Raw genomic sequence first — 26,398 nt, 5'->3', positions numbered from 1 at the left:
TAAAATTTAATTAATAATTCAGTTAGAACTCATGTATAAAATATGAAAACTTATTCTTTTAAAATTGTCTTAATTTCATTTGAAATCTCGTGAACATTTTTATGTTTTTGATTTGTTTGAATAATAATTGTAAACGCATTTTCTCCATTAAAAAATCTTCTAACGATACATTCGTAATTTCCTGATGTACCATGATGAGAATGTTCAATTATCTTGTTATCCTCAAACTCTACATTACCTAAAGGAGATTGGATATTACCAGAAAAATTTGCTTTTTCAGAAAGTAACTTTAAAGAAGTTTTACTAATAATTTTATAAGTATGAAGTTGCTCTAACCAGTTGTATAAATCTCTTGCAGAAAGACTAAAAAGAACACCCGATATTTTTAATTTATAAGCATCTTCTTTGTAATTTTTATCAAATGGAATGGCCATTAAAGTACGATTTGAATAAGGAATTTCAGAATGAATAACAGCACTTTTTAATCCAAAAGGAATAAATAAATTTTGTTTTACATATGCTACAAAAGGTTGTTTTGTAATCTTTTCAACTATTTGAGCCAATAACATTGGGCTATGATTTGTATACAAATAATCTGAACCTGGTTCAAAATTTAATTCTTTAAGATTTAATACATCACTTTTAATTTTCTCATCAGTAATTATATCTCCATTTTTAAAATATTTGCCCCACTCAACTCTTGGCAAACCACTTGTGTATTGTAACATATTTTTAATTGATACTTTATGTGCCCAATTTGGTAAATCTTTCAAATAAACATCAATTTTATCATTTACATTTAAAAGCCCTTTTTCTTGTAATTGCAGAATTGAAACTGCTGGAAATTCTTTATAAATAGAACCTAAATCAAAACGAAAATCTTTTGTTAATCGGATAGTTTTAGAACCATCAGCAAAACCAAAAGAATTTTCATAAATCGTTTGTCCATTTTTAATTACTAGTACATTTCCATTGAGTTTGTCTTTGTTATACTTTTCTTTTAGATAGGAGTCTATAATAGCGTTATTTTGGCAATTGGAAAAAGCAACTGCAAAAAATAAAACAGATAATGTGATAAGTTTTGTTTTCATATTTTAAGTAATTTATAATTTGATGAATTGATTTTTTTTTGAGACGATTTAAAAATAAAATTGCTACGTTTTTAAAAATCAAAACGATAATTCATTTTAAAAGCAACTCCCCAATTTTGCCTTGTTAATTGCTGATTAAAGTTGTCTGAAACCACCAAATAAATGTAAGACAAGGGTTTATATTCCCATTGCAATCTACTGTTTACATTAAAATTATAGATTTGAGTATTGTACTGAATATAAGTTGTCCAGTTTAAGCGATTGTTAAAAAACACCTCTCCTGTAAATCGTGTTAAATGAAATGTTTCTTCACCTAATTCATTTAAATTGATTTTATTGATGTCGTAAGTCAACTCTAAATTTGCAAAAGGCAATAGTTGATAGTTTAAATAAGCACCTGCTGTTGTTCTTTCTCCTCCATAATACGTTCCTTTTTGAATATTAAAACGATATCGAAATTTTTGATTATTAGCAGAATTATAACCCAATTTTAAAATTCCAAAATTATAGATTCCAGGAGTTATGGCATTTCCATTTCCTAAAGCATCAAAACCATATTTTAAATCCACATAATCATAATTTACAACATAATACACAGCAGATAAATCTTTAAAAAAAACAGCAGAATTCAAGAAATTTTGCGATTGTATTAAGCGTCCACTTTCATCAAAATAATTATTTACACCATAGTTTAAATAACGAACAGAATTTAATGTTTTGGACTTTTCATAGAATTTTTCGTACTCAATTCCAGATGAAGTTTGTAAGTATCCTTCTCTAACAACAACATCATTTATAGCATCATAATTATACAATCTTGGTGTAAAACCTACATCTGTAATGTAATTTTCTCCTAATTTAATAATGGAAGTATTCCAATTCAAACCTCTTTTGTTGTACCAAATTCCTGCATTATAAAAGTGATTGTTCCCAAAAACTCCATCACTAAAACTCTTGCTATAATTGAGTAAACCTATCCATTTATTGTCATCTGATCTATAATTAAGATTTAGACCTGTAACTCGATTATAATCTTCTGCAAAAGAGAAATTATTAGTTTCTTGTCTGTTGATGATGTAACCTGTACTCGTAAAATTTTTATTCAATTGTTGTTCTGCAACAACAACTCCATAATTTTGAGAAGCAACGTTTGATTTTTCACTAGTTTGCACATTTAACACTCCAATTCTTGTTTTTTGAGCAATATTTCCAGATAATTTTAACCCAAATTGAATATTATTATCACCTCCTATTCTTCTTGAATAAAAAGGATTTGCACCATAAATCCCTAGGTTTGCAAACAAGTCGCTATTTTCTAAAAAGAAGTTTCTACGTTCAGGAAAAAAAATAGAAAAACGTGTTAAATTGGTGACTTGCTGGTCTACATCAATTTGAGAAAAATCTGGATTAATAGTAGCATCTAATTTTAAAGAGGATGTTAGATTATACTGCATATCTAAACTTGGGATAAATGATGTTTTTTCTGTTGAATTACCAACATCTTTTTGGTAATTTGTAGTAATTGATGGAATAAATGCAAAACGAGAGGGCGATTTGTTTGGTAAATTTTCTACTTGAAATTTCTCTGTAAATCGCAAATCTAAATTCGCATAATTTCTTTTGACATTTTTTAAAATGGTCCAAGAATTATTTTTGATATCTCTTACATAAAACTGAATTCCAAACGTATTATTCTCTGTATTATAATTTAAAAACTTTAACGGAATCGCAATTTCATATTGCTTTTGCTTGCCATTTAAAAAGGTGGCAGATTGCCAAACTGCATTCCAACTAAAACTTAAATTATAACCTTCACTATCTCTACCCACTAAACCATCAGTTTGATTTCCTAAAGAATTTACTGCAAAAAAATAACCATTTTGTTCTTGATTTTGGGTATCTAAAATCATCACAAAAGCATCGCTTAAAAAAATAGAAGTATCTCTTTTTAAAGTACTGATTTGCGTTTTTTCTGTGGTGTCATAATAAACAGCACTTACAAACAAATATTCTTGGTTATGAAACATTTTAACCGAAGTTTGGTTTTTTGCCAAACCAATATCTGTGGGCAAATAATTGTAAAAATTGGTGTTTTTTTCTACTTGATTCCAAACAGCTTCATCAATTTTTCCATCAACTGTAATAGCAGTGTTGATGTATTTTATCTCTGGTTTTTGGGCGTAAGTAATCACTCCTAAAAAGGAGAAAATGAAAATTATATTAAAAAAACGCATCTTATTATTTCTAGAAATTGTAAAATTGCTCTACAATTTTGGAAGTTAATTTCCCTTCAATAAGTTGTTTTTCAACCGTACCAAATCGTATTGTTTTTGGGTTATGAAATACATCTTGTATAAACCAATTTACATAAGGTATATTTATAAATTTTTCTGACTCTTTAATAGAAACCCATTCAGCTTTATCTATAATTTCGGGTAGTTTAGAGTGTTTAGATTTTGTTTTCATCACAAATAGATTTCTTGTAGAAAAGTAGTTTTTGGAGGGTGCTTTTACCCCGTAAATTCCTCGTAATTCAATATTAGAAACTTTTATTCCATACGTTTTAGCAATGCTATCCATACCTTCCTGAATGCTTTGTTTGGTATTTTGATACAAACCTGGAGTTACCCAAATGTTTTGATTTTTGATTTTTACAACCAACAATTCATTTTTTTCATTTAGAATCAACATTCTATGAAACGTGGTCACTTTCTTTTCTTGAGCTTTTAATGATAAACTCACAAAAGAAAATAACAGTAGTATTATTTTAAATTTCATAGATTTAATTTTTAGATTCATCTATTCTAGTTGCAGTTTTACTAATAATTAACCAACCTTTTTCGGTTTTTTTTAGGAGAAATAAATCAATATACACCCAACTTCTATTTGGGCCAGCAATTTCTACTTTTGCAGTAGCAATGTCTTTAATAACTTCTGTTGCCAGTATTTTAGCAACTCGCCCATTAAATTCTCCTTTCTTTTTGTTCTTAAAAAAAGCTGTATATTCTTTTGGTGTGTATCGTTTAAAATCTCCATCTCTACCCGTTAAATACAAAGTGGCATTTTGGATGAAAGCACTCTCTAACAATTCTAGTTTGTTATAAGAACTGCCCTCCATATACTTCTGTAAGGTTTTAGCAATAGCTTCAGTTTGGGTTTGTGCTTGCGAGATTTGAAAGCCAAAAATGGCAATACACACTACAATTACTTTTTTCATTTTTTTGGTTTTAAAGATTGTTGTAAATCTCTAAAATGGATGAAAAAAAGTGGTGAGCGTTTATAATTGAAATGTCCAGAATTATAAATTTGGATAAAAAGACTTAAGCATGTTCTTTTTTAAATACAGATGGTGTTACCCCAACTATCTTTTTAAATGTGGCGTAAAAAGTTGATTTAGAACTAAAACCAGCTTCAAAACCAATAGCTTCTAAAGTATAATTATTGTTTTGCTTTAATAATTGCTTGGCTTCTTCAATTCTGTGTTCGTTGATAAATAAAGCGAAGCTTTTTCCTAAATTATCATTTAATAATTGTGATAATTGATGTTTAGAAACCGACAATTCGCCTGCAATATCTTGTAACTTTATGTTGGTGTTTTTATGAAACTGATTTACCAACATTACATTTTTTAAAGCTTCAATTAATTGATTCGCTTCTTGTGGAGCTATCTTTTTTGACGCATATTTTTCTGGAATATCTTTAAACACATTATCTCTATTACTTTTAAACAATAGAAAAATTAGCAATCCATAAAATACCACCGAAAATGTAATAGTGCCTACCAAATACAAATAAAAATACCCAATAATATAAGCTGAAAAAATTAAAACATTACCAACAAAAACCCAGATTAACCACAATTCTGATGTAGTTAGCTTTGTGTTTTTAGCAACCAATTTTTTAAAAATATCTTTTAATAAAATACCAGAAAACAAAATATAAACACCCCAAACCACATAAATAAAATGGATAAAATATTGATGCCAAAAAGTAACATTTTGTCTATAAGGTTTTAAAATACCTACAAAAAGCACAATAAAAAACAGTACTAAAAAATGGGCTTTCCATTGTTTTGGTATCACTTTTTTGTTTTCTATAGAAGCTTTTATATAGTAATACAAAGCAAACCCAATTAAAAAACAAGCAGACAACCCTACTTGCGAAACCACCAAATCTCTATTGGCTTTTTCTGTAAAAATAATATAGACTGATTTACCAATGCGTAAACTTAAAAATAGCAATAATGCTCCAAACATTAAATTTTGGGTTCTTTTTTCTTTACTAAAAAACAGAAAATATAAACTCGCCAAAAAACCGTTAAAAACACCTATGGAACAAATAAAAAATAAAATTGGATTCTCAAAAGTCATTATTAGTCAAAGAAACAAAAAAACCTGAACATTATAATTGATTTTTACAATTTGTATATTCTATTCGAGTTATAAAACACAAAATTATCATAACTGACATGTCTTAAATATTTATAATATAAATAGATAATCAAACTTATAAAGTATTTGATTCTATAATAGAAAATAAGATATTTGAGATTTAAACAAATTACTTAAAAAAGCTATCGACAAACTCCACTTTATTAAACACTTGCAAATCATCTATACCTTCTCCTACTCCAATATATTTCACAGGAATTTTAAACTGATCTGAAATACCAATAACAACTCCACCTTTTGCTGTACCATCTAATTTGGTTACTGCTAAAGAGGTTACTTCTGTGGCTTTTGTAAATTGTTTTGCTTGCTCAAATGCATTTTGACCTGTAGAACCATCTAAAACCAACAAAACATCATGAGGCGAATTGTCTACCACTTTTTGCATTACACGTTTTATTTTGGTTAATTCATTCATCAAATTTACCTTATTGTGCAAACGACCAGCAGTATCTATAATAACAACATCTGCATTTTGTGCTACTGCAGATTTTAAAGAATCAAAAGCCACAGATGCAGGGTCAGAACCCATTTCTTGTCTTACAATTGGTACATCTGTTCTGTCTGCCCAAACCTGTAATTGATCTATGGCAGCAGCTCTAAAGGTATCTGCAGCTCCTAAAACTACTTTTAAGCCTTTCTTTTTAAATTGACTTGCTAATTTCCCAATTGTAGTAGTTTTACCTACTCCATTTACACCAACTACCATTAAGACATAAGGCACTTTTACACCTTCTTTTTTGGGAATATCAGGAATTACAAAATCTGTTTCATTACCAATATTCGTTTCAGATAATAAGCCTGCAATTTCTTCTCGTAGAATTTTATTTAATTCGTCTGTGCCTACATATTTATCTTTAGCTACCCTTGCTTCAATTCTATCAATAACTTTAAGTGTTGTAGTAACACCAACATCAGAGGCTACTAAAACCTCCTCTAAATTATCTAAAACATCATCATCTACTTTAGATTTACCTGCAACAGCTTTAGATAATTTGCCAAAAAAGCTTTCTTTAGATTTCTCTAAACCTTTATCTAATGTCTCCTTTTTTTCTTTTGAAAATATATTTTTAAAAAAACTCATTTTTCTTTTTACTTATTTAAATGAAAATACCTTAAAAAGCATGCCATTTATTTGGTTTGGTCAGATTGTCGTTAAAAAGTTAAGCTTTACATTACTTTTAAAATCTTTAGTATTATTAATTTAACTTTTGAACATGTCCAAAAATACGGAAATATAAGGCATAAAAAAAGCTACTTTCAAAAAGAAGGTAGCTTTTATATATTGTATAACAAGTAATTACTTTTTTGCTAAAAAGTCATTTACTTTAGATGGATCCATGATTGATTCTACAAACATGTAAGCTCCAGTTTTTGGTGATTTTACCATTTTGATAGCTTTACTTAATCTTTTTGATCCTGTTTGTAACGATGCTACTGATTTTTTTGCCATTGTTTAAATCTTTAAATCTATGTGCTCAAAATAATTGAGTTCTAGATAGTTTTATTACTTAATTTCTTTGTGAACAGTCATTTTCTTTAAGATAGGATTGAATTTCTTAATTTCCATTCTATCTGGAGTGTTCTTTTTGTTCTTTGTAGTGATGTACCTAGATGTACCTGGCTTACCAGTAGCCTTGTGCTCTGTACATTCTAAAATTACTTGAACTCTGTTTCCTTTTTTTGCCATCTCTGTAAAATTTTAAGCTTTAGCTATTTATTTAGTTAAAAAACCTTTAGCTCTTGCCTCTTTTATAACTGCAGAAATTCCTTTCTTGTTAATATTTTTTAAAGCAGATGCAGATACTTTTAAAGTAATCCACTTATCTTCTTCTGGAATGTAAAAACGCTTAGTCATTAAATTAGCGTCAAACTTTCTTTTAGTTTTATTCATTGCATGAGAAACATTGTTTCCCACCATTGCTTTTTTACCTGTTAATTCACAAACTCTAGACATCTTCTTACAGTATTTATTGTGTTATCTTTAAGCGAGGTGCAAATCTACAAATAATTCTAATTGTGAACAAAACAAATTTATTTATTTTTTATTATTAATTTTTGCATCATTTCTAATGCTTTGTTTACAGTTTTATCTATGACCCTACCTCTTGGTTTTCCGAAGTTAAATTCTTCTACAACTACCTCATTATCTGTAACTATTGCTATAAAAACTACACCTACACTTTTGTCAGTTTTATCTGTTGTTGGTCCTGCATTGCCTGTAACTGCAATTGCATAATTAGTTTGTAATTTTTGTTTTGCACCTTTTGCCATTTCTATTGCTACTTCTCTACTAACAACAGAATGCTTATCAATAATCTCTTTAGAAATATTTAATATATTAATTTTAGTTTCTTTTGCATAAGTAACAAAACTACCTTTATAATAGGAAGAAGAACCTGGTACAGAAACTAAAGTTGATGCTATTTTACCACCTGTTAAACTTTCTGCTGTACAAATAGACTTATTATTATTCTTTAATAAATTACCAATAGTTTGTTCAATTTTTCCACCATCATCTAATCCTGTAATAATATCTGGAATTAGTTGATATAAATCTTCGATCTTTTCTTGCAATCTATCTTCTAATCGTTTTTTATCATCACCTTTAGCGGATAAACGCAAACGAACTTTACCATAATTAGGCAAATACGCTAATTTGATAAATTCTGGTAAGTTATTCTCAAAATCTTCAATTCTTTCTGCTAAAGAACTTTCGCCCATTCCATAAGTCATAATGGTTTTATGAATGATAAATGGTAATTTGAATTGCTTTTGAATTCTTGGTAAAACCTCAAATTCCATTAAACCTTTCATTTCATTTGGAACTCCTGGTAATGATACAAAAACGGTTTCATTTTCATAAAACCACATTCCTGGTGCTGTGCCATATTTATTTTTTAAAACAGTTGCTTTGGTAGGAATCATACCCTGTAAACGATTTAACTCTCCAAAAGGAATATTATATTTTGCGAATAATGTTTTTACATGATTTACTACTTCTTCATTTAAAGTTAATGAATCATTAAAATATTCTGCAATGGTATATTTAGTGATATCATCTTTTGTTGGCCCTAAACCACCAGTAACGATTACAATATCTGCTCTACTTTCTGCTTCTTTAAGTGCATTTAAAATATGTTGTTTATCGTCTTGAATGGATGAAATCTGATATACAGAAACACCAATTTTATTCAATTCTGTACCAATCCACTGTGAATTGGTATCTACAATCTGTCCTATTAAGATTTCATCTCCAATTGTTATGATTTCTGCCTTCATAATTTAATTTTATTCGCAAAATAATATGTGTTATACGTCTTATAAGTTTACTCTTTTCCAATATCATTAATATCGAAATGATTTGGATTTTCTTTATGCAGTTTCGCTTTTAGAATTCTAAAAAAAACATAAGAAATCATAATACTAAATAATACAGACAGGTTTCTGTGATTATCAAAATTTTGATTGATTGAGAAATCAGTAATTAATCCGTAAATCAATAAATAGAGTATTCGTATTGCCAAACAAATAAAAAAACCAATACAGAAGTATGTAATTAAGTTTTTTCGATATTTTTTTGCTAAAAACACAAAACAGCCACCAATAAATATTGATATAACTAATTGAATTGCAAAATTAATCATTTTTTATTTTATAGTTTTCCAATCTTATCAACTTCACTTTCACTTTTCTTAAGTTTTCTGCCCCAAACTATATTCAAAATCTGAAACAGTATAAATGTAGTAATAATACCCACTAAAAATGATTTAAAACCAATTTCAGGATATGTAAAATCATCTAATTCTTCAAAAACAAAAAATCTATAATATATAAGGTAAACAAAATATCCTAAAAAGAAAGTTAACAAACCTACTAAAGCTAACAACCATTTATTCTTTTTGTAATTTTCTGCTAATCTATAGAAGTAAAAACCTACATAGAATAAAATTATATAACCAATTATTTGCATTTTTCAGGAAAATATTATTCTTCTATTTTCCTAATTTCATCTATCATATTATTTTTTCTTGGATCATTATTTTTCCAAGTTTTTTCTAAATATTTATATAATAGATAGCAACTTAAAATTCCAAAAGGTAAGGCTATAAATGATAATAATACATCATTAACACTATCAATAAAACCTTCAAAAATAATTTCTACAATACCAACAACGATTCCACCAAGAACTAATAATCCAATGTAATAAACAACGATTCCTAAAATAGCATAACCCCATCTACTTTTATTGTATTCTTCAGCCAATTTGTAGAAATACTTTCCAATCCAATACAGTAATATTAATCCTAACATTCTTTTTCTTTTTTTAATTATTTATTACTTCACTTTAATACTAAAAGCTTCTCTACCCTCAATAACACCTTTTAACACATCATTTTCAAAAACTTTTCCAACACCTGCAGGTGTACCTGTAAAAATAATATCGCCTTTTTTTAAAGTGAAATATTGTGAAACATAAGCAATTAATTCGTCAACTTTCCAAAGCATTCCGTTTGTATTGCCACCTTGCACAAGCTCATCATTTTTATATAACTGAAATGATAAATTTTCTAAATCAAAATTTTCTTTTGGATAAAACTCTCCAATTACTGCACTACCATCAAATGCTTTTGCCTTTTCCCAAGGTAAACCTTTTGCTTTGCATGTTGCTTGAACATCTCTTGCTGTAAAATCAATTCCTAAACCGATTTCATCATAATATTTGTGAGCAAACTTGGCATCAATGTGTTTGCCAACTTTATTAATTTTTACTAAAACCTCTACTTCATAATGTACATCATCAGAAAAAGGTGGAATAAAAAACGGGTTCTTTCTCGGTAAAATTGCAGAATCTGGCTTTAAAAATACAACAGGATTTTCTGGTTTTTCGTTAGCCAATTCTTCAATATGTTTTGCGTAATTGCGCCCAATACAGATTATTTTCATAAAAACAGCCCATCCTAACCTTCCCAAAGGGAAGGAACTCCAATCTAGGTGAAATTCGAGTCTTTACGTTTCTTTTGCGTTCTATATTTTTCTCCTTTGGGGAAATTAAAAGGGCTTTTACTCCCCAGCTTCTGGAAAAATAATTGCTCTATTTCCTGAAACAATAATTTGATTATTCAAATGGCATTTTACAGCTCTTGCCAAAACTAATTTTTCGATATCTGCACCAATTCTTTTTAAAGTTGTTGGTGTACTTTCGTGTGAAACTGGCTTAACATCTTGCTCGATAATTGGTCCTTCATCTAAATCTTCAGTTGCATAATGAGCTGTTGCTCCAATTAGCTTTACTCCTCTTTCGTAAGCCCTCTTATAAGGATTTGCTCCTTGAAAAGCCGGTAAAAAAGAATGATGAATATTGATAATTCTTTCTTTGTAATGATTGATGAATTTTGAAGATAAAATTTGCATATACCTTGCCATTACAACTAAATCAATTTCATTAGAATCTAACAAATCAATGACTTGTGCTTCTTGTTGCTTCTTTGATTCTTTAGTAACTGGTAAATGATAAAAAGGAACATCGAACATTTCTGCAATATGCCTTAATTTATCGTGATTATTAATAATCATTTTTACATTACAATCTAAATGCCCTTCTTTGAAACGTTCTAACAAATCATATAAATTATGACTCGTATGCGAAACCATTAACGCCACATTTTGTTTTTTATCGCCGTAATTTACAGACCAATCAAACTGCAAAGGTTCTGCTAACTCTAAAAAACTAGTTTCTAATTCTGACTTGGAAATATTAGTTCCATCAGCATTTAGACGAATTCTCATAAAATAAGTGTCTTCAATAGAATTTACATATTGCTGACAACTTAAAATATTGAATCCTTTTTGGTAAAAGAAATTCGTAATTTTTGCTACCAAACCTTTTTGATCTGGACATTTTATTAAAAAAGTTACGATTTGTGATTTCATATTCTCTATTGAAAAATTGAAAGATTTAATATTTAAAAATTAGGTTTCGAATGCACTCAAACTGACAGAATGAAAACTCTGACTGCTAACTGAATACTTTTTAACTGCCAACTGATTTATGGTATCCATTTTTTAGGAAAATTTGGCTTTCTTTTTTCCAGAAAAGCATCTCTTCCTTCTTTTGCTTCTTCTGTCATATAGGCTAAACGTGTTGCTTCACCTGCAAAAACTTGTTGCCCAACCATTCCATCATCCGTTAAATTCATCGCAAATTTTAGCATTTTTATAGATGTTGGTGATTTTGCTAAAATTTCTTGGGCCCACTCATAAGCTGTACTTTCTAAATCCTCATGAGGAATTACCGCATTTACCATTCCCATTTCATAAGCTTCTTGTGCAGAGTAATTTCTTCCTAAAAAGAAAATTTCTCTTGCTTTTTTCTGACCTACCATTTTCGCTAAATATGCAGAACCATATCCACCATCAAAAGAAGTTACATCTGCATCTGTTTGTTTAAAAATTGCGTGTTCTTTGCTAGCTAAAGTTAAATCACAAACCACGTGTAAACTATGTCCACCACCAACTGCCCAACCAGAAACTACTGCAATAACTGCTTTTGGCATGAATCTGATTAATCTTTGTACTTCTAAAATATTTAATCTGTGATAACCATCTTCTCCTACATAGCCTTGATGTCCTCTAGCTTTTTGGTCTCCACCAGAACAAAAAGAATATACACCATCTTTAGTACTTGGTCCTTCTGCAGACAATAAAACCACACCAATATTTACATCTTCTCCTGCATCATAGAAAGCATCATATAGTTCTGATGTTGTTTTAGGTCTAAATGCATTTCTAACATTTGGTCTGTTAAATGCTATTCTTGCAACACCATTGCATTTCTTATAAGTAATATCTTCGTATTCTTTGGCTGTTTTCCACTCTGGTTGTATCATATTTTTGTATTTTACACGTTCTAAAATCAGAACAAAATCGATAGTTACAAAAATAAACAATCTAAATTATGATTAAGAAGACACTTCCATTTATATTTCTACTTTTTTCTTTCTTTGGATTTTCTCAAAAATACATCCTCAAAGGAATTGAGTCAGATATTTTAGAAACCACAAGAGATATTAGAATTTATATACCTGCAGGCTATGAAAAGGATAGTATAAAAAATTATCCTTTAGCAATTGTATTAGATGAAGAATATTTGTTTGATACTTATGTTGGCAATTCCATTTTATTTGCTAAAAAAGACAAAGCTCCTAAACAAATTATTGTTGGTGTTAAAATGGAAGAAACTAAAGGTAAAGACATTTCTTTTGATAAAAATACTGGTAAATTAACTACTTCTGCTAATTATTTTTATGAGTTTTTAAGAGACGAGGTCTTATTTTATATGGAAAGTAACTATCGAACCTCACCTTTTGTATCTTTTGTGGGGCAGGGTTATTCTGCAAATATAGTAAGTCATTTTTTAAAAGAAAACACACCTTTTATTAATTCTTTTGTATGCATAAATCCTAGTTTTTCTGATTTTATAGTGAACGAAATCAGTTTTTATAATTTACCGAAATTTAGCAAAGAAGATAACACCTTTTATTTCTACACAAATAATTCAAGCTCTTTTTCTCAAGCTAAACAAGTCAAAATCGATCAAGTTCAGAAGGCTATTGCTAGTTTTGATATCAAAAATTTTAATGTAATAAATGATAATATTACTACAGTAAGTTCAATTTCTGCTATTGGAGAAGCTGTACCTAGAGCTATGACAAAACTATTTGAAATCTATTCTGCAATTACAAAAGAAGAATATGATGAAAAAATAAAAGACCTCTCTCCTATTGACGCTATTGCATATTTAGAAGATAAATATCTTGAAATCGAGTTTCTGTTTGGTACAAATTTAGGAATTAGAGAAAGAGATATTTATGCTATAGAAAGTATTATCATCGAAAAAGAAAATGGAGACAGATTGCGTGATTTTGGCAAAATGATTTTAAAAAGATTTCCTTCATCTCCTTTAGGAGAATATTATATTGGAAGGTATTATGAAGAAGGCAAAATGTTTAAAAGAGCCTTAAAATATTACAAAGTTGGTTATGGTAAAATGGATCCTTCTGACCCTAATGCTGATGCTTATTATGAAAATATTTTAAGATTGGGTGGACAATAATTAAGTTTGCAGTGTTTTAGTTTTCAATTAGCAATTATACTTTACGCTAATAACCAGATTGCAAACTGTAACTGCTTACTCTTTTAAAAGTTCAATTCTATCTTCCTTAATAACAATCAATTTTCTTCTGTATAAATTACCAACTGCTTTTTTAAATGCTTTTTTACTCATTTTCATATGAAATCGAATCGAATCTGGAGAACTTTTATCTGTTAACAATAAAAAACCTTCTCTGCTATTTTTTAGTTTTTCTAACACTTTTTCTACGTCAGCATCAATTACATTTCTAAAACCTTGTGGACGCAAAGAAACATCAATTTTACCATCTTCTCTAATGTTTTTGATGTAGCCAGTAACTTCCATATTTTCTTCTAAATCTTGAAAAACTTCACTTCTAAAAAGCAAACCATCAAACTCTTCATTTATTAAAACTGTGTAGCCTAAACCTGTTTCTGTTTCAATTACTAAATTTACTTTATCGCCTTCTTTAAAGTTATAATCAAACTCATTTGAACTGTTTTCTTCTTCGTGTAAATCCATTATTTTATGTATTTAAAATAGTCTTTTAAAACTGTATCGTTTTCTAAACTTGGTGTAAAAATTTCTAATATTTTTGGTTTTTCTGATGTTTCAAAAAACCCGTTTAATTTTTCTTCCACAGTTTCTGTTGATTGTGCTTGCAGATAGTCAAAGCCGTGCATTTTACACAAATATTCCGCAGTTAAACAATGTGGTGTTTCAAAATATTTAGCTGCATTTGTGGTTGATGGTCCAGGAATAATTTTAAAGATTCCTCCTCCAGAATTGTTAACCAAAATTATTCTAAAATTATTAGGAATATTTTTGTTCCAAAGAGCATTAGAGTCGTAGAAAAAACTTAAATCACCAGTAATAAAAACAGTTTGCTTTTTGCTTGCAAAAGCGGCTCCAATTGCTGTTGATGTACTGCCATCAATTCCACTTGTACCTCTGTTACAAAATACTTCTAAACTATTATCAATAGTAAACATTTGCACGTATCTAATAATGGCACTATTGCTTACCTGTAATTGTGAATTATTTGGAATTTGTTGTAAAACCTGCTCAAATACTTTTAAATCTGAATGTTCTATTTTTGATAAATATGCTGCATGTTTTTCTCTTCTTTTGTCTCTAATTTTTAACCATTTTGGTTGATAATTACTTTCCTTTTTTGAGATGATTTTATTAAAATTAGAGAAAAAATCTACTGGTTTTGTTTGTATAAATTCTGACAAGCAAAAGAACGTATTTGTGGCTTTTTTCTCATCAATATTCCAGTGATGTTTGGGTTGATAATCTCTTAAAAAACGTTTGATTCTTTTGGAAACTATCATTCCACCAAAAGTGATGAGTATATCTGGTTGTAACTCTTTAAAATCTGAATCTTCCATAGAAAAAATCAATTGATCTATGGCATTTATAGCTTTATCATGATGCAGGTTAGACGTGGTTTCTGTCAACAATAAAACTGAATCGTCTTCTGAATACAAATCCATTAAATTGTGTAAATCTTCATCAGGATAATTTACACCTATCAATAGCATTTTTTTATCAGCTGCATTCCAAATTGAAGCCAATTCTTCATAGTTAATATGAGAATTGTCTAAAGAACTCATGGAAATATGTGGAAAATGAAAAGTTTTCATTTGCTCTACAGTTTCATAAAGAGGTTCATCAAAAGGAACATTAATGTGGACTGGACCTTTTTGTGATGTTGCCAATTGCAAAGCTTCGCCAATTAATTGTTTGTTTCTCGCTAAAAACTTTGGGTTTTCTACCAAATTTGCAGAAAACAAGATATGATTTTCAAAAACATTTTCTTGTCTGATGGTTTGTCCATCTCCAATATCTATTAAATGTTTGGGTCTGTCAGCAGATATAACTACCAAAGGAATATCGCTATAAAAAGCTTCTGCAATTGCTGGATAATAATTTAACAATGCAGAGCCAGAAGTGCATAAAATTGCTACTGGCTTTTGTTTTTGTTGCGCAATTCCTAGAGCAAAAAAAGCAGCACACCTTTCATCAACTACACTTAATGTTTCTATTTCAGAATGATTAGAAAACCCAATAGTTAATGGTGCATTTCTTGAACCTGGAGAGATTACAACAGTATCAATATAAAATTGATGACAAGCTGAAATTACGAGCTGTGCTAACTCTTTTTTTGGGAATAAAGCCTCTCCTGATTTCTCTAAAGGAGAGGAACTTATGCTGGAAATTTTTATGTTAGTTTTTTTACTCAAAAAAGGTCTTTTAATTATAAAGATAAGTTGGCAAACAAGTTTAGCCCTGATTGAACGATTTGTTTGAGCTCTTTTTTATTCTTTTTCGGAATAAAAAAAGCGAGTAGTGAAAGCAGGAAATAGCTTCAAAAAAATAGTGATTAAAATTACAACCAACTTTTCACATAACAGTTCCTCTCCTTTAAAAAGGTTTAGATGGGCTTTCTAATTTCCTTTTTTATAATCTGCTAAAAATTTAGCCAAACCAATATCTGTTAATGGGTGTTTTAACAAACCTTCAATAGCACTTAAAGGACCTGTCATTACATCAGAACCTAATTTTGCACAATCAATAATATGCATTATATGACGTACAGAAGCTGCTAAAATTTCTGTAGCAAAACCATAGTTATCGTAAATTTGACGAATTTCTGCGATTAAATTTAAACCATCTGTAGAAATATCATCTAATCGTCCAATAAAAGGTGATACATAAGTGGCTCCTGCTTTTGCTGCTAACAATGCTTGCCCAGCAGAAAACACTAAAGTTACATTTGTTTTAATGCCTTTTGATGAAAAATATTTACACGCTTTTACGCCATCTTTTATCATTGGTAATTTTACCACAATCTGCGGATTTAAAGCAGCTAAAGCTTCTCCTTCTTTAACCATTCCATCAAAATCTGTAGAAATTACTTCAGCAGAAACGTCACCATCTACTAATTCACAAATTGCTTTGTAGTGATTGATTATATTATTTTCTCCAGTAATACCTTCCTTTGCCATCAAAGAAGGATTAGTGGTAACACCATCTAAAATACCTAATGCCTGTGCTTCTTTTATTTGCTCTAAATTTGCAGTATCTATAAAAAATTTCATCTATTGGAAAATTATAATTAATTTCTACAAAGATAGTTACAAAGATGTTGATTTTTAAATATAATAGTTACAAGTTTTAAACAGGCTTTTAATTGAAAACCTTTTCCAAAAAGACACTAATTTTACGAGAAAGAATTGTATTTGATGTATCTGCAATCAAATCATTGATATCTTCATGAGAATAACCATCCATAGCAACAATTTCTGAAATCCCGTTTTTAGATTGTAATTTTTCTACAAATGCATTTAGAATTTCTTTTCTAACTGTTGTTCCTCTTGAAGCAAATAACCAATTTGGCACTGTATTTCCAAAATTATCTAATTGATGATAGGGAGAAGCGTTTTTTTGTAACGTTTTATCATCAGAAAAAGCATTTACATATAACTCTTGTTGAGTTAAATTATTAATTGCATAAGGCACATTATAAGCTTGAGTATCTAGACTAATTACTCCTTTAATATTCTTAAAATTAATATCTCTGTCCAGAAATAATTGTTGATTTACACCAGCTAAAGCCACTAAATGTGCACCTGCAGAATGTCCTAACAAAACAATGTTAGAAGTATCTCCTCCGTATTTTTCGATATTATTATAAATCCATTGTAATGCATCTGCAATATCTATAATATGAGCAGGGTGTTTTATCCTAGCATTATTATTAACTTCATAAGGAAAAGGAGATAATCTGTAATTTATAGAAATAAAAACATAACCCAAATTATTAAAAAAGGGTGCTTTTCTTTGCATATCATTGGCTTTATCTCCTGTAACCCAAGCACCTCCATGAACCCAAATCACAATTGGTTTTACCACTTTTGAGTTAGGTACTGTATAAATATCAAGACTAGTCAAATTACCATTAACTGCATTCTGTTTGTATAGAATAGTTTCATTTTCTAGAAACTCAATATTTGTAGTTGATTCTTTAAAAATTTCGTCACTCGATGAACAATTACAAAAGAAAATAATACAAAACACATAATAAATAACTTTCATTTTTTAACGTATATATACTTTATAGACTTAAAATTACACAAAAGGTTTAACAAGGTATTTAGAATGCTTTTTTTAAAAAATGTTATTTTTGTAAAAAATTTCACATGATTTTTAGAATTATATCTGTTTTTTTTTTAATTGTTGTATCAACCTCTTGTAGTTCTTCACCTGAAAAAGAAGATATCGAAGATACAAACGATACTATTAATTGTACTACAACAGATATAAATATTACTGAACTTGATAGTATTGTAATTCATAATTCTAATCCTTCTATTTGGAAAGGTAGTTTTTCTGATAATGAAATTAAAATTCAATTTACAACAATTATTGGGGTTGATGATGAGACTGAAAACTATACCTTTATCTTATCAAAAGTGAATAACTGTCTAAAAAAAGAACGTGCTTATAAATTTTATGATGGTAAATTAGTAGATGTTTCAGCTGTTACTGAAATGGATATTTTAGAATTTTATGTAAAAGATTGGGAAGTAAACACTTATTTTTCTGGGCTCATAGTATTTAGAGACCCTCACAACAAAAGATTGTACAGTAAAAAAATATGGATTGATAATTTTGATGCAGAGGAAGTAACTTCTCAAAATTTAGTTTTTGATGATTGTTTGGGTGTTAAACTCCCAATTGAAATTGATGTTGACGAAGATAATATTACTGATTTTATATTAGGCTTTGAAGAAAGTAGAAATATAGGTAATACTCCTAAATTTAATACCTACACGTTAAAACTAATCTCCACTTCTACAAAAAATAAAATTCTTTCACCTATAAAAAATACGGAACCTTATACTATTGTTTTTCAACCACCTTTTTCATCAGAAAACACAAAACAATATTTTGGAGGAGTAAAAAGTGAATTAGATATCTTCTATGAGTATGATACACCTTACGAAAATTACAATTATTTTTTAAGTAATAATCTTACGTATAGAGGTATACTACAAAACAATACTCCAGATTACTTTGTTATTAGTAAAGAAATTGACGGAAAAGAACATTATGGCTGGATAAAATTTGAACTTGACACTTCTAACTGTGTAGCTTCAGTATTATTTGCTTACTTAAACAGTAATCCAGAAACTCATGTTCAAATTAGATAATTACAATTTGTAGTGATTCATCAATAACTTTTCATAAACTTGATCTGGTAAAATACGTTTTAAAACAATCGAAAATTTCTGCATAAATTCACCAACTTTATAATGAATTTTTGGCTTTTTGGTATTTATAATTTTATAAACTGCTTTTGCCATTTCTATAGGATTCATACCAGAATCAACATGAGCATCCATTAAATCTAAATTCTCTTGATATTTTTCTTTATAAGCTGAATTTTCTAATACTGGAGCATGATATCTACCAGCTGCAATATTAGTAGCAAAATCACCAGGAGCAACGTTAACTACATTAATTCCTAGGTTTTTAACCTCCATACTTACAGCTTCAGTTACAATTTCTAAAGCCCCTTTTGATGCAGAATATATTCCTCGAAAAGGCAAACCCATATACCCAGCAATTGAGGTCACATTAATAATTAAACCAGATTTCTGGCTTCGCATTTGAGGTAGAACAGCTTTCATAACATCAATTGCTCCAAAAAGATTAGTGTTAAAAACAGATCGCATTTCGTCTGTTGATGTTTCTTCTACAGGACCAGTAATTCCCATTCCAGCATTATTTATCAACACATCAATTGTATGTTCTTTGTTTAAAATATAAGATATAGCAGATTGAATAGTATCAACTTTTAATACGTTTAAAGGAATTAATTCAAAATTAACATCTTCTATATTTTTAGGTTTTCTACTGGTACCATAGACTTTATATCCTCTTTCTGATAAAAAAGTAGCAATAGATTTTCCTATTCCTGAAGAAGCACCAGTTATTAAAACAACTTTAGACATATTTTTTTGTTGAAGATTCAAAGTTAAATCAAATATTTAAAAGGAAAGATTTCTGTAATAAGAATTTAAAAAAGTACTTTAAAATTAAAGCATAAAAAAAGGCAAGCTACCTACATCACACTGCTACAACCTAATACCCTTGCTGTGTTCCCACCCTGGGGGATTCAAAGGGAGCTAGTTGTGTAGGACTTGCCACTGCAAATTTACAATCTATTTTTTTTAAATCAATTAAAAAAATGTCAAAATTTTTGTAACGTATTCTATAATTTGATTACTAACTATTTGATGCTTATTATCAACTATATAAAAAGTATCAAAATTGAAATTAATATATTTGTATAACTAACTAAATTTTAAAACAATGGAAAATCAAGTGAACACTAAAAGCATTATCTTAAATAATGGATTATACTTTGGTATAGTATTAATTTTGGCAGGTTTAATACCTTATGCAATGGGCATGCATTTTGAGCCAACTGCTGGTTATATTAATTTTGCTGCAATAGCATTGGTCATTATTTTATTTCCAATTCTAGGAATGAATAAATTCAAAAATTTGAATAATGGATTTATGAGTTGGGGGCAAGGAGTAAAAATAGGATTAGGTATCGTAATTTTAGGAACTGTTATTAGTGTTTTATATCAGTACGTATTTACTACTTTTATTGAACCAGAATTTTACACTCAACTAGAAGAAATAACTAGAAAAGCACTTGTTGATGCTGGTTTGACTGAAGAACAAATTGAAGGTCAATTAAAAATGCAAGCAAAATTTCAAGGAACAGCAATAGGTTATGCTATGGGGCTTTTATTTATGACATTTTTAGGGTTTGTTTCTTCTGCTATCATAGCTGCTGTTAAGAAAAAATCTGAAGAGGATTCTTACTAAACCAAAAAATTATTCGTTCAATATTTTATAAAAGTGTAACTTTGACTATTAATTATAGATATTGATATAGAATATGGATATTTCAGTGGTAATTCCACTTTTAAACGAATCAGAATCTTTACAAGAATTATATGATTGGATTGCAAAAGTCATGCAATCCAATCGTTATTTATATGAAGTTATTTTTATTGATGATGGTAGCACAGACAATTCTTGGAATATTATAGAAAAGTTATCGGAAAAGCACAAAGAAATTAAAGGCATTCGTTTCCAACAAAATTATGGAAAATCTCAAGCTTTAGATGCAGGCTTTGAAATTGCCCAAGGTAATGTTGTTATTACTATGGATGCTGATTTACAAGACAATCCTGAAGAAATTCCTGAATTATACAATCTAATTATTAAAGATGATTTTGATTTAATTTCTGGTTGGAAAAAGAAACGTTATGATAATGTAATTACCAAAAACATTCCTTCAAAATTATTTAATGCTGCAGCCAGAAAAACATCAGGTTTAAAATTGCATGATTTTAATTGCGGACTTAAAGCTTACAAAAACCTAGTTATAAAAACGGTAAAAGTTAGCGGAGAAATGCATAGATATATTCCTGTTTTAGCAAAAAACGAAGGTTTTACTAAAATTGGCGAAAAAGTAGTAAAGCACCAAGCTAGAAAATATGGAGAAACAAAATTTGGAATGGATAGGTTTATCAATGGTTTTCTAGACTTAATTACAATATCTTTTTTATCAAAATTCGGAAAAAGACCAATGCATTTTTTTGGTCTCTGGGGTACGCTTATGTTTATTTTTGGTACAACTTTGGCATTTTATATTGGTGCTTATAAATTATACAAAGTTTACAATGGAATAAGAACTATATTAGTAACTGACAATCCTTGGTTTTATATTGCATTAACTTCAATGATATTAGGAACATTATTATTTTTAGCTGGTTTTATTGGAGAGCTTATTGTTAGAATAAAAAATAATGAAAAAGATTATATTATTAAAGAAAGATTAAGGCACTAATAATATTCATAATTACAATCGCCATTAATAATACACAAAATTAAAAATGAAAGAATTTATTACAAAAGCAAAGCTGTGGTTAACATCAACTTTTGACACTGAAACTCAAACTGAAATTCAAGATTTAATAGCAAATAATCCTAAAGATTTAGCAGACAGGTTTTATAAAGATATGGAATTTGGAACTGGAGGAATGCGTGGAGTAATGGGAGCTGGCACAAACAGAATTAATAAATATACTTTGGGCAGAGCAACACAGGGCTTATCAAATTATTTGATAGAAAATACTGATAAAGAGCAGTTAAGTGTTGTTATTGCTTACGATTGTAGGCATAACAGTAAAAAGTTTGCTAAAGTTGTAGCTGATGTTTTATCAGCAAATAATATAAAAGTTTTTTTATTCGAAGATTTACGCCCAACACCAGAATTGTCTTTTGCGGTTCGTCATTTAGATTGTGATGCAGGTATAGTATTAACGGCTTCACACAATCCACCAGAATATAATGGTTACAAAGTTTATTGGGCAGATGGTGGACAGATTGTACCTCCACATGATAAAGGTATTATTGCAAATGTGAATGCGTTAAATTTCTCCGAAATTAAATTTGATGCTAATGAAGATTTAATTGAAACTATAGGCAAAGAAGTAGATGACGTTTTTATTACTGAATCTGCAAATAAAGGTTCTTTATCAAATAATATTGATCGTAAAAACTTAAAAATAGTATTTACCTCTTTACATGGTACTTCAATTATGTCTGTGCCAGATGCACTTGCAAAAGCAGGTTATACAGATGTTCATATTGTAGAAGAACAAAGAAAACCAGATGGAGATTTCCCAACAGTAAAATCTCCAAATCCAGAAGAACCAGAAGCACTAGAAATGGCTACAAATTTAGCAGATCAATTAGGTGCAGATATCGTTATTGGTACCGATCCTGATTGTGACAGATTAGGAGTAGCTGTTAGAGATTTGGATGGAAAAATGAAATTGATGAATGGTAACCAAACTATGGTTGTAATGACTGATTTTGCCATTCAAAAATGGAAAAATGAAGGTAAAATTAATGGTAATCAATTTGTAGGAACAACAATTGTTTCTACAGAATTAGTAAACGAGGTTGCAGCTGGTTATGGTGTTCAAACAAATGTTGCTTTAACCGGTTTTAAATGGATTGCTAAAATGATTCGCGATAATCCTGATATGGATTTTATTGGTGGTGGTGAAGAAAGTTTTGGATATATGGTTGGCGATTTTGTAAGAGATAAAGATGCTGTTACAGCAACTCTTTTAGCTTGTGAAGTGGCTGCTTTAGCAAAACAAAATGGAAGTTCTTTCTATGAAGAATTACTGAAAATTTATGTTAATAATAAATTTTATAAAGAGCATTTAATTTCCATCACAAAAAAAGGAATGGATGGTGCAGCTGAAATTCAACAAATGTTGAGTGATATGCGAAATAATCCTATTTTAGAAATTGATGGAGAACAAATAGAAACACTTTCAGACTATCAAGCATCAACAAGAAAAAATTTAATTACTGGAGAAGTTACAAATATTGATTTACCTAAATCAAACGTATTAATTTATCAAACAGCTTCTGGAACAAGAATAGCTGCAAGACCAAGTGGAACTGAACCTAAAATAAAATTCTACTTTAGTGTAAATACTTCTTTAGATAAGATTGAAAATGCTCAACAAGTTGAATCAGAATTGGATGCAAAAATTCAAAGAATTATTAAAGAGATGAAATTGAATTAATGAGTCATTTTAAAGACATTCTTAAATATGAAAAGAAATATAGAAAGTTTACGCTTTTAAATATTCTCTTCAATATTTTCTATGCAATATTTAATGTGCTTTCTGTATTGGCTTTTATACCTGTACTAAATATTTTATTTGGAAAAGAAAAAAAGGTAATCCCAAAACCTTCTTATGAAAACTCCACTAGTATTAGTGATTATCTAAAGGAAAGCTTTTATCATTTTATATCACAAAAAATTGAAAATGAAGGCGAAATTAAAACACTTTTATTCATATGCTTTTTGTGTTTGAGTTTATTCTTCTTTAAAAATTTATTTAGATATTTAGCGTCTTATTTTATCACTTTTTTAAGAACTGGTATTGTAAAAGATATTAGAGACCAACTTTATAATAAAGTATTAGAATTACCTGTTTCTTATTTCACAGAAAAAAAGAAAGGTGATATTATTGCTAGAATGACTGCTGATGTGCAAGAAGTAGAAGTATCTATTTTAACATCTATTGAAACTATTGTTAGAGAACCTTTAACTGTTATTATTGCTGTTTCAATCATGTTTTTTATGAGTGTAAAATTGACGCTTTTTGTGTTTATTTTATTACCAGTATCTGGTTTTATAATTTCATCTATCAGCAAAAAATTAAAAGCAAATTCTGTAAAAGCACAACAAGAAACTGGAACTTTTTTATCGTTTATAGAGGAAACTTTATCTGGTTTAAGAGTAATAAAAGCATTTAATGCAGAACATGTAATTGGCCATAAATTCCTAAAATCTACAGCTAAATTTAAAACGTTGATGACCAGTGTTTTTCATAGACAAACACTAGCATCTCCAATGAGTGAATTTTTAGGTTCTGCAACCATTATTGCTATACTTTGGTATGGAGGCAGTGAAGTCATTTCTAAAAGTAGCTCTTTAAAAGCAGAAGAATTTATTGGTTACATTGTATTGTTTTATACAGTTTTAAACCCAATTAAATTAATTACAACTACCTATTATAATTTTCAAAAAGGCGAAGCTTCAGCAGAAAGAATTATGCAAGTTTTAAATACTGAAAATAGTATTAAAGATAAACCTAATGCTACTGCAAAAGAGAATTTTAACAATATTATTTCTTTTGAAAAAATCTCTTTTAAATATAAAGATGATTATGTTTTACAAGACTTTTCTTTAGATATTAAAAAAGGAGAAACTGTAGCTTTGGTAGGGCAATCTGGAAGTGGAAAATCTACATTAGCCAATTTAATTACTCGTTTTTATGATGTAAATAAAGGGGTTATTTCTATTGATGGCATCAATATAAAAGATATTACTAAAAAATCGTTAAGAGATTTAATGGGTATTGTTACACAAGATTCAATTTTATTTAACGATACTGTTGAAAATAACATCAAATTAGGAACAGAAAATGCTACTGAAACAGAAGTTCTAGAAGCTTCTGAAATTGCTAATGCCAATGAATTTATACAAAATTTACCTGAAAAATTCAATACTAATATTGGTGATAGTGGAGGAACACTTTCTGGTGGACAAAAACAACGCTTATCTATTGCTAGAGCAGTTTTAAAAAATCCGCCAATAATGATTTTAGACGAAGCAACATCAGCATTAGATACAGAATCTGAACAATTGGTTCAAATGGCTTTAGAAAAGATGATGCAAAACAGAACTTCTTTAGTAATTGCTCACAGGTTATCTACCATTCAAAAAGCAGATAAGATTGTAGTTTTAAATAAAGGTAAAATTGTAGAACAGGGTAAACACGAAGAATTACTTGCTAAAAAAGGTGAGTATTTTAAGCTAGTAACCATGCAATCTTTTGGGTAAAAATGAACAATTTTATTACTAAAAAAGTACATTATTTACGTTTTAAAACGTTTAACACAACTAAAAGTATTTTTTTATTTGGTTTATTTTTTGCATTTGTTATCAGTTTAAAAGAAGTAACCAATCTTTCTTATAATAATTTTCAGATATTTTATTTTGGCTCAACAGATTTTTGGGATGGAATAAATCCGTATTCAAATTGGTATCATTTAAATAAAAAAGGTAATCCTTTAGATTTATTCTTATACTTACCCGTTTTTTCAATTTTATTTTTACCTTTCACATGGTTTCCTATGTGGTTGGGTGCTTTTGTTTGGAACTTCTTTACCTACTCTATTTTTTATTATTCGATTTTTAATTTACCAGATAAATTCAATTTTAAAGATAAAAAATTCATCTTTTTCATTTCTTGTTTGTTACTGTTTGCTACAATTTTATCCATGCAATTTAACCCACTAATTGCAGCTTTGTTTTTATTGGCGTTTATTCATTTTGAAAAAGATAATCCTAAACTAGCAATTCTGTTTATTTTATTATCAGGATTTACAAAAGTCTATGGAATTTTTCAATTATCGATGTTAATTTTTTATCCAAAATTTTGGAAAAATGTAGGGTTTACAATTCTTCTAGGTATATTTTTATTCTTTTTACCCTTGATAAAATTAGATTTTTCTGAATTTCTACCTTATTATCAATCTTGGTTTGATACTCTTTCAGGGCATTCTAGAATGCAAGGTTTCTATAGCATTTACAGACCTGTTTATGCTATTTATCCTGATATAAACAAGTATGCAACTATTTTATCAATTGGTGTTTTATTTTCTTTGTTTTTTTTAGGATTATCAAAAATGAAACGTTTTCAAAACTCATTTGCTTTACGAGTTCAATTTTTAGGAATTTTAATGAGTTACACCATTTTATTTGGCTTGAGTTCAGAACTACACACTTATGTAATTGCTATGGTTGGTTATGCAATGTGGTATCTTTTTACTAAAACATCAAAACTTGACAAAATTTTACTTTGGATAAACTTTTTTTTGATAGCAATTTTTCCAGTAGATATTTTATGCCCTGTAATCATTTCAAAATTTGTGCTTGGCAAATTACATTTGAGCGTTCTGATTTTCTTTGCTACTTGGTTAATTATGGTTTACAAGACTTTTTTTACCACTCAAAAAAGATAAAT

General features: G+C 28.8%; 28 protein-coding genes and 1 other RNA gene. 7 read left to right on the top strand and 22 right to left on the bottom strand.

Going from position 1 to position 26,398, the window contains the following annotated elements; all coding sequences use genetic code 11:
- Positions 1–50 precede the first annotated feature (50 nt).
- The 16 genes from BTO18_RS00360 to BTO18_RS00285 form a co-directional block, all read right to left on the bottom strand.
- Positions 51–1,091, bottom strand: coding sequence for a serine hydrolase domain-containing protein (locus BTO18_RS00360; RefSeq protein WP_105014309.1), 1,041 nt, complete (start codon positions 1,089–1,091; stop codon positions 51–53).
- 71 nt (positions 1,092–1,162) lie between these two features.
- Positions 1,163–3,325, bottom strand: coding sequence for a DUF5916 domain-containing protein (locus tag BTO18_RS00355; protein ID WP_105014308.1), 2,163 nt, complete (start codon positions 3,323–3,325; stop codon positions 1,163–1,165).
- Between the two features lie 10 nt (positions 3,326–3,335).
- Positions 3,336–3,869, bottom strand: a complete 534-nt coding sequence (locus BTO18_RS00350; RefSeq protein WP_146106863.1) for an NUDIX hydrolase — start codon at positions 3,867–3,869, stop codon at positions 3,336–3,338.
- A 4-nt stretch (positions 3,870–3,873) separates the two neighbouring features.
- A complete protein-coding gene (locus BTO18_RS00345) occupies positions 3,874–4,308 on the bottom strand; it encodes a nuclear transport factor 2 family protein (protein ID WP_105014306.1) in 435 nt (144 codons plus the stop codon).
- A 103-nt stretch (positions 4,309–4,411) separates the two neighbouring features.
- Positions 4,412–5,461 (bottom strand): helix-turn-helix domain-containing protein, encoded by a 1,050-nt coding sequence (locus tag BTO18_RS00340; RefSeq protein ID WP_105014305.1) that lies wholly within the window; start codon positions 5,459–5,461, stop codon positions 4,412–4,414.
- A 190-nt stretch (positions 5,462–5,651) separates the two neighbouring features.
- Positions 5,652–6,623 carry a signal recognition particle-docking protein FtsY gene (ftsY, locus tag BTO18_RS00335; RefSeq protein ID WP_105014304.1) on the bottom strand — a complete coding sequence of 324 codons (972 nt, stop codon included), beginning with the start codon at positions 6,621–6,623 and terminating at the stop codon, positions 5,652–5,654.
- 216 nt (positions 6,624–6,839) lie between these two features.
- Positions 6,840–6,992 carry a DUF4295 domain-containing protein gene (locus tag BTO18_RS00330; RefSeq protein ID WP_105014303.1) on the bottom strand — a complete coding sequence of 51 codons (153 nt, stop codon included), beginning with the start codon at positions 6,990–6,992 and terminating at the stop codon, positions 6,840–6,842.
- A 54-nt stretch (positions 6,993–7,046) separates the two neighbouring features.
- Positions 7,047–7,229 (bottom strand): 50S ribosomal protein L33, encoded by a 183-nt coding sequence (rpmG, locus tag BTO18_RS00325; protein ID WP_068364892.1) that lies wholly within the window; start codon positions 7,227–7,229, stop codon positions 7,047–7,049.
- A 27-nt stretch (positions 7,230–7,256) separates the two neighbouring features.
- Entirely contained in the window at positions 7,257–7,496 is a 240-nt protein-coding gene (gene rpmB, locus BTO18_RS00320; protein ID WP_105014302.1) for a 50S ribosomal protein L28, read from the bottom strand.
- 77 nt (positions 7,497–7,573) lie between these two features.
- Entirely contained in the window at positions 7,574–8,821 is a 1,248-nt protein-coding gene (locus tag BTO18_RS00315; protein WP_105014301.1) for a competence/damage-inducible protein A, read from the bottom strand.
- A gap of 47 nt (positions 8,822–8,868) precedes the next feature.
- Positions 8,869–9,186: a hypothetical protein gene (locus BTO18_RS00310; RefSeq protein ID WP_105014300.1), complete on the bottom strand. Its 318-nt coding sequence runs from the start codon at positions 9,184–9,186 to the stop codon at positions 8,869–8,871.
- Positions 9,187–9,194: 8 nt separating this feature from the next.
- Complete coding sequence (locus tag BTO18_RS00305; protein ID WP_105014299.1) at positions 9,195–9,512, bottom strand: hypothetical protein; 318 nt, start codon at positions 9,510–9,512, stop codon at positions 9,195–9,197.
- 14 nt (positions 9,513–9,526) lie between these two features.
- The gene (locus tag BTO18_RS00300) at positions 9,527–9,856 is read right to left on the bottom strand and encodes a hypothetical protein (protein ID WP_105014298.1); all 330 of its coding nucleotides are present in this window, start codon (positions 9,854–9,856) and stop codon (positions 9,527–9,529) included.
- A 24-nt stretch (positions 9,857–9,880) separates the two neighbouring features.
- Positions 9,881–10,489 (bottom strand): fumarylacetoacetate hydrolase family protein, encoded by a 609-nt coding sequence (locus BTO18_RS00295; RefSeq protein ID WP_105014297.1) that lies wholly within the window; start codon positions 10,487–10,489, stop codon positions 9,881–9,883.
- A 117-nt stretch (positions 10,490–10,606) separates the two neighbouring features.
- Positions 10,607–11,476: a formyltetrahydrofolate deformylase gene (purU, locus tag BTO18_RS00290; RefSeq protein WP_105014296.1), complete on the bottom strand. Its 870-nt coding sequence runs from the start codon at positions 11,474–11,476 to the stop codon at positions 10,607–10,609.
- Between the two features lie 116 nt (positions 11,477–11,592).
- Positions 11,593–12,432 carry a 1,4-dihydroxy-2-naphthoyl-CoA synthase gene (locus BTO18_RS00285; RefSeq protein ID WP_105014295.1) on the bottom strand — a complete coding sequence of 280 codons (840 nt, stop codon included), beginning with the start codon at positions 12,430–12,432 and terminating at the stop codon, positions 11,593–11,595.
- Between the two features lie 68 nt (positions 12,433–12,500).
- On the opposite strand from BTO18_RS00285, the gene BTO18_RS00280 reads away from it, so the two are divergent.
- The gene (locus BTO18_RS00280; RefSeq protein WP_105014294.1) at positions 12,501–13,658 is read left to right on the top strand and encodes an alpha/beta hydrolase-fold protein; all 1,158 of its coding nucleotides are present in this window, start codon (positions 12,501–12,503) and stop codon (positions 13,656–13,658) included.
- Between the two features lie 75 nt (positions 13,659–13,733).
- On the opposite strand, the gene BTO18_RS00275 is transcribed toward BTO18_RS00280, so the two are convergent.
- The 4 genes from BTO18_RS00275 to BTO18_RS00260 all read right to left on the bottom strand — a co-directional run bounded on the left by BTO18_RS00275 (position 13,734) and on the right by BTO18_RS00260 (position 17,780).
- Positions 13,734–14,198 carry a S1 RNA-binding domain-containing protein gene (locus tag BTO18_RS00275; protein WP_105014293.1) on the bottom strand — a complete coding sequence of 155 codons (465 nt, stop codon included), beginning with the start codon at positions 14,196–14,198 and terminating at the stop codon, positions 13,734–13,736.
- Positions 14,198–15,892, bottom strand: a complete 1,695-nt coding sequence (gene menD, locus BTO18_RS00270) for a 2-succinyl-5-enolpyruvyl-6-hydroxy-3-cyclohexene-1-carboxylic-acid synthase (protein ID WP_105017456.1) — start codon at positions 15,890–15,892, stop codon at positions 14,198–14,200. Before menD ends, BTO18_RS00275 begins: the two co-directional genes overlap by 1 nt.
- A gap of 237 nt (positions 15,893–16,129) precedes the next feature.
- Positions 16,130–16,783, bottom strand: a complete 654-nt coding sequence (gene fsa / locus BTO18_RS00265; RefSeq protein ID WP_105014292.1) for a fructose-6-phosphate aldolase — start codon at positions 16,781–16,783, stop codon at positions 16,130–16,132.
- A gap of 88 nt (positions 16,784–16,871) precedes the next feature.
- Positions 16,872–17,780 carry an alpha/beta hydrolase family protein gene (locus BTO18_RS00260; RefSeq protein ID WP_105014291.1) on the bottom strand — a complete coding sequence of 303 codons (909 nt, stop codon included), beginning with the start codon at positions 17,778–17,780 and terminating at the stop codon, positions 16,872–16,874.
- Between the two features lie 104 nt (positions 17,781–17,884).
- On the opposite strand from BTO18_RS00260, the gene BTO18_RS00255 reads away from it, so the two are divergent.
- Positions 17,885–18,898 (top strand): hypothetical protein, encoded by a 1,014-nt coding sequence (locus BTO18_RS00255; protein WP_105014290.1) that lies wholly within the window; start codon positions 17,885–17,887, stop codon positions 18,896–18,898.
- Here BTO18_RS00255 and BTO18_RS00250 read toward each other — a convergent pair whose 3' ends face one another.
- Positions 18,899–19,702 (bottom strand): SDR family oxidoreductase, encoded by an 804-nt coding sequence (locus BTO18_RS00250; RefSeq protein ID WP_105014289.1) that lies wholly within the window; start codon positions 19,700–19,702, stop codon positions 18,899–18,901.
- Positions 19,703–19,798: 96 nt separating this feature from the next.
- An RNA gene (gene ffs, locus BTO18_RS00245) (signal recognition particle sRNA small type) lies at positions 19,799–19,897 on the bottom strand.
- Between the two features lie 166 nt (positions 19,898–20,063).
- On the opposite strand from ffs, the gene BTO18_RS00240 reads away from it, so the two are divergent.
- The 5 genes from BTO18_RS00240 (at position 20,064) to BTO18_RS00220 (ending at position 26,396) form a co-directional block, all read left to right on the top strand.
- On the top strand, positions 20,064–20,591 hold the full coding sequence (locus tag BTO18_RS00240; protein ID WP_105014288.1) for a DUF4199 domain-containing protein: 528 nt from the start codon (positions 20,064–20,066) through the stop codon (positions 20,589–20,591).
- Between the two features lie 73 nt (positions 20,592–20,664).
- On the top strand, positions 20,665–21,621 hold the full coding sequence (locus BTO18_RS00235; protein ID WP_105014287.1) for a glycosyltransferase family 2 protein: 957 nt from the start codon (positions 20,665–20,667) through the stop codon (positions 21,619–21,621).
- A 46-nt stretch (positions 21,622–21,667) separates the two neighbouring features.
- The gene (locus BTO18_RS00230) at positions 21,668–23,383 is read left to right on the top strand and encodes a phospho-sugar mutase (protein ID WP_105014286.1); all 1,716 of its coding nucleotides are present in this window, start codon (positions 21,668–21,670) and stop codon (positions 23,381–23,383) included.
- Positions 23,383–25,212 carry an ABC transporter ATP-binding protein gene (locus tag BTO18_RS00225; protein ID WP_105014285.1) on the top strand — a complete coding sequence of 610 codons (1,830 nt, stop codon included), beginning with the start codon at positions 23,383–23,385 and terminating at the stop codon, positions 25,210–25,212. Before BTO18_RS00230 ends, BTO18_RS00225 begins: the two co-directional genes overlap by 1 nt.
- A 2-nt stretch (positions 25,213–25,214) precedes the next feature.
- The gene (locus tag BTO18_RS00220; protein ID WP_105014284.1) at positions 25,215–26,396 is read left to right on the top strand and encodes a glycosyltransferase family 87 protein; all 1,182 of its coding nucleotides are present in this window, start codon (positions 25,215–25,217) and stop codon (positions 26,394–26,396) included.
- The last annotated feature ends 2 nt before the right edge of the window (positions 26,397–26,398 follow it).

Origin of the sequence: Polaribacter porphyrae, assembly GCF_002954685.1 — a bacterium.
GTDB classification, from domain to species: Bacteria; Bacteroidota; Bacteroidia; order Flavobacteriales; family Flavobacteriaceae; genus Polaribacter; species Polaribacter porphyrae.
Note: the sequence above shows the minus strand (reverse complement) of the source record. Positions and strands in the feature narration are given on the sequence as shown.